A 6,545-nucleotide genomic window follows, 5' to 3' on the forward strand; every position below is an offset into this window, starting at 1 on the left:
TGACGTCCGGATCCTGACGCAACGCTGCCCGAAGCCCGGCGCTGAACGAGGCACAATGCTGGCCTATCTCCCGTTGCTGGATCAGCGAGCATTCGCTGCGGTGAATAAATTCCACCGGATCTTCCAGCGTCAAAATATGGCGATGCTGCTGCTGGTTAATCGCGCCGATAAGCGCAGCCAGCGTCGTGGACTTGCCGCTGCCGGTCGCGCCCGTGACCAGCACCAGGCCATCCTGCAGCTGCAGCAGCTCTATCGCTACCGGTGGCAGTGCAAGCTCTGCCATGCCCGGGCAGCGGCTGGCGATAAAGCGCAGCGCCAGCGAAACCCCCTGCCGCTGCCGGAACAGATTCGCCCGCAGCCGCGTACCGTCAGCCAGCGTTAGCGCGAAGTCCAGTTGACCGGCGTGGCCGAACTCGCGCTGCTGGTCGGCATTCAGCCAGGACTGAGTGATGTTTTGCAGCAGGCCGTCGCTTTCAGGCAGCCCGCCCGGCACCGCTTCCAGTCTGCCCGCCAGCCGCCAGAACGGAGAATGACCACTACAGAGGTGCAGATCCCCGGCGTTATGCTTTACACTAAGCGCCACTAATTCCTCAATATCCATATTAACTCCGTGACTATGACCTCGATTCAGCACAACTTACAGCAGGTCCGCGAGCGAATCTCAGCGGCAGCCGCACGATGCGGCCGCGATCCAGCGGAAATTACGCTGCTTGCAGTGAGCAAAACAAAACCTGCGAGCGCGGTCGAAGAAGCGGCGGCGGCAGGCCAGCTTACTTTTGGCGAAAACTATGTGCAGGAAGGCGTCGATAAGATCCAGGCGCTTAATAACACCGCGCTGGCATGGCACTTTATCGGGCCGCTGCAATCCAATAAAAGCCGACTGGTGGCGGAAAATTTTGGCTGGTGCCATACGGTGGATCGCCTGAAAATTGCCGCAAGGTTGAGCGCTCAGCGACCAGCCCATTTACCGCCGTTAAACGTGCTGATCCAGATAAATATCAGCGACGAGCAGAGTAAATCTGGCATCATGCTGGCTGCGCTGCCGGATCTGGCCCGGGAAATTGCTCAACTGCCGCGTTTAACGCTGCGCGGCCTGATGGCGATCCCCGCGCCGGAAGCCGATTACCCGCGCCAGCTGGCCGTTTGTCGCCGGATGACGGCAGCCTTTAGCGAACTGAAAAAGAATTACGCTTCCGTCGACACGCTCTCCCTCGGGATGAGCGACGATATGGAGGCGGCTATTGAGGCAGGTACGACTATGGTGCGCATTGGCACCGCCATATTTGGCGCGCGCGATTACGGCGCCACTAACTAACTTTTGAGGGACTCCATGCTGACGTTGACTTTTCTGGTCTCAACGATAATTAACCTGTACGTAAAAGTGCTGCTGCTGCGCATCTGGATGCAGTGGGCAAGATGCGATTTTTATAATCCATTTTCGCAGTTTATCGTTAAGATCACCCAACCGGTGATCCGGCCGATGCGCCGGGTCATTCCCTCCATCGGGCCGTTGGATACTGCTTCTTTACTGCTGGCCTGGGTATTGAGCGTGCTGCTGTTTACCGTGATGTTCACCCTACAGAGCAGCGTATTTATTTTCGATCCGGTATTCCTTTATTTCGGCCTGGTCTCGCTGGTAAAAGCGGCTGGCGTGCTGGTGTTCTGGGTCATTATCATTCGCTCGCTGATGAGCTGGATAAGTCAGGGCCGCAACCCGGTGGATTACGTGCTGATCCAGCTGACTGAGCCGTTGATGGCCCCCGTGCGCCGCCTGATTCCGGCGATGGGCGGCATCGATTTCTCGGCGATGGCCGTGATTCTGATCCTCTATATGCTGAACTATCTGGGAATGGACTTTGTTCCCGGCTGGGCGCAGCTTTAATTTGTACGGTAGTTAACTTCTGGACCTGATATGCAAAAAGTAGTGCTCGCCACCGGCAATGCCGGAAAAGTTCGTGAACTGGCCGATAAGCTGGCCGCCTTTGGCCTGGATATCGTGGCGCAGACCGAGTGTGGCGTGGAGTCGGCCGAAGAGACCGGGCTGACCTTTATTGAGAACGCTCTGCTGAAAGCGCGTCACGCGTCGGCCATCACCGGCTTGCCGGCCATTGCCGATGACTCGGGGCTGGCGGTGGATGCTCTGGGCGGTGCCCCAGGCATCTATTCCGCGCGCTACGCCGGCGAGGAGGCCAGCGATCGACAGAATATCGACAAGCTGCTGCAGGCGATGGAAAACGTGGCGGATGGCCAGCGTCAGGCACAGTTCCACTGTGTGCTGGTTTACCTGCGCCATGCTGACGATCCCACGCCGCTGGTGTTTCACGGCAGCTGGCAGGGCGAAATTGCCCGCGCGATCAGCGGCGAAGGTGGCTTTGGCTACGATCCCGTCTTCTTTGTCCCGGCGCTGGGCAAAACAGCCGCCGCGCTGAGTAAAGAAGAGAAGCGTGCGGTTTCCCATCGCGGTAAAGCGCTGGCCCTGCTGCTGGAAGCGATGCGCAATGTATAATCTGCCGCCGCTCAGTCTTTATATCCATATTCCGTGGTGCGTACAGAAATGTCCCTACTGCGATTTCAACTCGCACGCGCTGAAAGGTGAAGTCCCACACGAGGAGTATGTGCGGCATTTGCTGGCCGATCTGGATGCCGATCTGCCGCTGGCGGCGGGTCGTGAGGTTGGCACTATCTTTATCGGGGGCGGAACGCCCAGCTTGCTGAGCAGCGAGGCGATGCAGATGCTGATGGACGGCGTGCGGGCGCGCTTACCACTCTCCCTCACGGCGGAAGTTACCATGGAGGCAAACCCGGGCACCGTCGAGGCTGAGCGTTTCAGCGGCTACCAGCGCGCCGGTATTAACCGCATCTCCATCGGCGTGCAAAGCTTCAGCCAGCAGAAGCTGACGCGTCTTGGCCGTATTCATGGCCCGGAAGAGGCTAAGCGTGCGGCGAAGCTGGCCCAGGGATTAGGCCTGCGCAGTTTTAACCTGGATTTGATGCACGGTCTGCCGGATCAGTCGCTGGCAGAAGCGTTGGACGATCTGCGGCAGGCTATCGAGTTGGATCCGCCGCATCTTTCCTGGTATCAACTGACCATCGAACCCAATACGCTGTTTGCCTCCAGGCCACCTGTGCTGCCGGATGACGACGCGTTATGGGATATCTTTGAGCAGGGCCACCAGTTACTCACGGCGGCAGGCTACGAGCAGTACGAGACTTCTGCCTACGCTAAACCGGGCTACCGCTGCGAGCACAACCTCAACTACTGGCGCTTCGGCGACTATCTGGGCATCGGTTGCGGCGCGCACGGTAAGCTGACTCAGGTGGACGGGCGGATTATCCGCACCACCAAAACCCGTCATCCACGCGGTTTTATGAAGGGTAACTACCTGGATCGTCAGCACGAGGTTGCAGAAACAGAGAAGCCGTTCGAGTTCTTTATGAACCGTTTTCGGTTGCTGGAAGCCGCGCCGCGCGAAGAGTTTGCTCGCTTTACCGGGCTGGGCGAAGAGACGATCCGTGCCCAGCTTGATGTGGCGCTGCTGAAAGGTTACCTGACGGAAACGACGCAAAGCTGGCAGGTAACGGAAAAAGGTAAGCTGTTTTTAAATTCGCTGCTGGAGCTTTTTCTGGCTGAGTAACTGCCCGGCGTTATCTTCTCCCCGTGCGCTAAAGCGGGGAGCTGCTTTACGTTGCCAGCCGCCTGTGCGCGGCCTGTCCGGGCCGTTATGCAGCCTGCTCCACCGGCTTACCGTGATGTAATCCCCTGAAAAATCCTGATTTGAGCGGGAGCTGCTTTACGTGGCCAGCCGTCTGTGCATGGCCTGTCCGGGCCGTTATGCAGCCTGCTCCAACGGCTTAACATGATGTAATCCCCTGAAAACCCTGATTTGAACAGACCAACTTTGGCTGAATTTTACAAAAAATCCTGAACCTGTTTTGCCCACTGTTTACTTCTTCAGCAACGGGTTAATGTCCTGAATTTCATCCCTGAACAGTCTGCTTTGTTGGCGAAGTCAGTAAATTTTATTCCATGGAAAGGCTTATCTGAGCAGGCTTTCGCCTGAGAGGCTTTTGGCTCTGGGGACATTTTAATAAGGTAACAGAGGTTGCAGTTGATGAGACAGAGCGGTTAAACACCCCCCTTACATAATTATCATCACTGCTTTTTCTCAAAGTAGAAGATGACAACAAGGTTTTTTATAAAACCTGCAGAAATCGCGACCAGACTATCTGCCGGAATGCTCCCGGCAGAAAAAGGTTATTTTATATTATTAATCAATGTCTTACGCTGTTCTTCCAGAGCCGTCACGCGATGACAAACTTCGTGACCAAAATTCTGGAAATCCGCCTCCTGATTGCTCCATTCCGCCTGTACAGCCTGCTGTAAGCCGCCCAGGTTGCCCATGACCGCCTGCAGCGGATTATCGCCGTTTACCTTGCTACCCATTTCGTTAAGGCTGTCCTGAATAACCCCGCCCATCGCGCTCTGCACCAGCTTTTCGCCATCCTGGCGTACCTGTTCGATAGCCTGATGGTGGAACGTCAGTCCGTCGCTGCGATGCTCAATAATCCGGTTCATCTGCTGCTTCAGCTGCTCGTCCAGCTTTGTCAGACGGCTGCGGACCCGGCTGTCGGTGCCCAGTTTGCTGACGATGACGTTATCCAGCGCTACGCGGCTTTTTTCCAGGCGCTGACGTGCCCCCTGATCAACCCAGGGTAGATCGCGGCGCAGCGCGGCCTGATAGTCGATAGCGGTCTGACGCACAGCGTTATCGACGGAAGCAGGCTGCCCGTTGCGCTGTACATCGCCGGTTGGCGTGATGGTCAGACTGCCGTCGGCCCCGACCACTTTTACAGTCTGCGCAGAGATAACAATATCGTCCTGAGGATTGACGCTACATTGATAGTCGGCCTGCGCCTGACCCGCTGCCAGCAGCAGTGCGGCCGCTACGATCGCTTTACGCATTTACTCTTCTCCTGAGAAACAAAAGGCCACGCATGCGTGGCCTCGACGGACGGTTTGCCTGCCAGTCCTACAGCAGATAAATAATTAGTCCCACCAGACGTCGAAAAGTTCGGTCACCTGGATATTATTCAGCTTACGCTCTTCCAGCCACTTACGTACCAGTTCGCGATGCTCGTCGGTACATTTGCCGGTTTGCTGCAGGCAGACCAGACCTTCCCACTGCAGGAAACCGCTGCCGTCAAACGCCAGGCCGTTAGGATCGATCACTTCATTAATGAAGGCGTCCAGGGTGGTGTCGATGGTGTCGCCGCTGGTGCCTTCAGGGAAGGTGAAAGCGACGGAAAAGCCCAGTTCCTGAAACTCATCGATATGCATTTTTTTACGCAAGCGACGACTGCGTTGAGCTGCCATTATTTAATCCTCTCAAACATCAAATCCCACACACCGTGGCCAAGACGCTGGCCACGCTGTTCGAATTTTGTTAACGGCCGCGAATCGGGACGCGGCACGTAATCGTTAGTATCAGACTGGTTTTTGTAGCCAGCGATGCTGCTCATGACTTCCAGCATATGTTCCGCATAAGCTTCCCAGTCGGTCGCCATATGAAAGACGCCGCCCAGCTTCAGTTTGCGCATAACCAGTTCGGCAAAAGGCCCCTGAACGATGCGGCGCTTATTATGGCGCGCTTTATGCCAGGGATCCGGGAAAAAGAGCTGCACCATACGCAGCGAATTATCCGGGATCATTTTCTCCAGCACGTCCACCGCATCGTGACACATCACGCGCAGATTCTCCACGCCCGCTTCATCTGCTGCGCTGAGGCAAGCACCCACGCCCGGCGAATGCACTTCAATACCCAGAAAGTTTTGCTGCGGATTCGCGGCGGCCATCGCCACCAGCGAGGCGCCCATGCCAAAACCGATCTCCAGCACCACCGGCGCTTCGCGGCCAAAAAGTTCTGCCAGGTCAACGGGTTCTGGCTGATACTCCACACCTTTAACAGGCCAGAAATGGTCCAGCGCGTGCTGCTGGCCTTTGGTCAGGCGGCCCTGACGGCGAACGAAGCTACGAATACGGCGCATCGGACGGCCGTTTTCGTCAAACTCCGGTGTAATCACATCATTCTTCATGTTTCTGCCTGCTGGTCTGCAATATCTGAAAAACGGGCATTATGCAAAGTTATAGCGGTTAAGCAAGCCCTGGAAACTTCCGGTTTACAGCATAACGGGTCTGTGCTGGAATCCCAGCCTGATTTTTAATTTACCCGGGAAACCTCGCAAAGATGATGCAAGCGCAGCAGTTCTCACGGCAGGTACTGGACTGGTATCAGCGCTTCGGTCGCAAAACCCTGCCCTGGCAACAGGAAAAAACCCCTTATAAAGTTTGGCTCTCTGAGGTCATGCTGCAACAGACGCAGGTTGCTACCGTGATCCCTTACTTTGAACGCTTTATGGCACGCTTCCCTGACGTGGCCGATCTGGCTGCCGCAAAGCTGGATGAGGTCCTGCATTTATGGACCGGGCTTGGCTACTATGCCCGCGCGCGCAATTTACATAAGGCGGCGGTTCAGGTCGTGGAAAAG

The 6,545-nt window shown here is 56.3% G+C and carries 8 protein-coding genes and 1 pseudogene; 5 read left to right on the forward strand and 4 right to left on the reverse strand.

The genetic code is table 11. The features are described from left to right. Nucleotides 1-601, reverse strand: a 601-nt coding sequence (locus RTK32_RS15675; RefSeq protein ID WP_312045585.1) for an ATPase, T2SS/T4P/T4SS family, incomplete at its 3' end; no start/stop codon positions are given. A gap of 15 nt (nt 602-616) precedes the next feature. Between RTK32_RS15675 and RTK32_RS15680 the strand changes: the two genes are divergently transcribed. Genes RTK32_RS15680 through hemW form a run of 4 tightly spaced genes read left to right on the forward strand, consistent with a single transcriptional unit; the run spans nt 617 to nt 3,635 of the window. Further along, on the forward strand, nt 617-1,315 hold the full coding sequence (locus tag RTK32_RS15680; RefSeq protein WP_312045602.1) for a YggS family pyridoxal phosphate-dependent enzyme: 699 nt from the start codon (nt 617-619) through the stop codon (nt 1,313-1,315). A gap of 15 nt (nt 1,316-1,330) precedes the next feature. Further along, entirely contained in the window at nt 1,331-1,882 is a 552-nt protein-coding gene (locus RTK32_RS15685) for a YggT family protein (protein ID WP_312045587.1), read from the forward strand. A gap of 30 nt (nt 1,883-1,912) precedes the next feature. Beyond that, entirely contained in the window at nt 1,913-2,506 is a 594-nt protein-coding gene (gene rdgB / locus RTK32_RS15690) for an RdgB/HAM1 family non-canonical purine NTP pyrophosphatase (RefSeq protein WP_312045589.1), read from the forward strand. Continuing rightward, nucleotides 2,499-3,635 carry a radical SAM family heme chaperone HemW gene (gene hemW, locus RTK32_RS15695; protein ID WP_312045591.1) on the forward strand — a complete coding sequence of 379 codons (1,137 nt, stop codon included), beginning with the start codon at nt 2,499-2,501 and terminating at the stop codon, nt 3,633-3,635. Before rdgB ends, hemW begins: the two co-directional genes overlap by 8 nt. A gap of 620 nt (nt 3,636-4,255) precedes the next feature. On the opposite strand, the gene RTK32_RS15700 is transcribed toward hemW, so the two are convergent. The 3 genes from RTK32_RS15700 to trmB form a co-directional block, all read right to left on the reverse strand. Continuing rightward, entirely contained in the window at nt 4,256-4,963 is a 708-nt protein-coding gene (locus RTK32_RS15700) for a DUF2884 domain-containing protein (RefSeq protein WP_312045593.1), read from the reverse strand. 84 nt (nt 4,964-5,047) lie between these two features. After that, entirely contained in the window at nt 5,048-5,374 is a 327-nt protein-coding gene (locus tag RTK32_RS15705) for a YggL family protein (RefSeq protein ID WP_312045595.1), read from the reverse strand. After that, nucleotides 5,374-6,093: a tRNA (guanosine(46)-N7)-methyltransferase TrmB gene (gene trmB, locus RTK32_RS15710; protein ID WP_312045597.1), complete on the reverse strand. Its 720-nt coding sequence runs from the start codon at nt 6,091-6,093 to the stop codon at nt 5,374-5,376. The genes RTK32_RS15705 and trmB overlap by 1 nt, the downstream gene beginning before the upstream one ends. A gap of 152 nt (nt 6,094-6,245) precedes the next feature. On the opposite strand from trmB, the pseudogene RTK32_RS15715 reads away from it, so the two are divergent. Further along, nucleotides 6,246-6,545: pseudogene (locus RTK32_RS15715) on the forward strand (A/G-specific adenine glycosylase); the annotation flags it as partial.

This window comes from Erwinia sp. (assembly GCF_031978025.1).
Classification (GTDB): Bacteria; Pseudomonadota; Gammaproteobacteria; order Enterobacterales; family Enterobacteriaceae; genus Erwinia.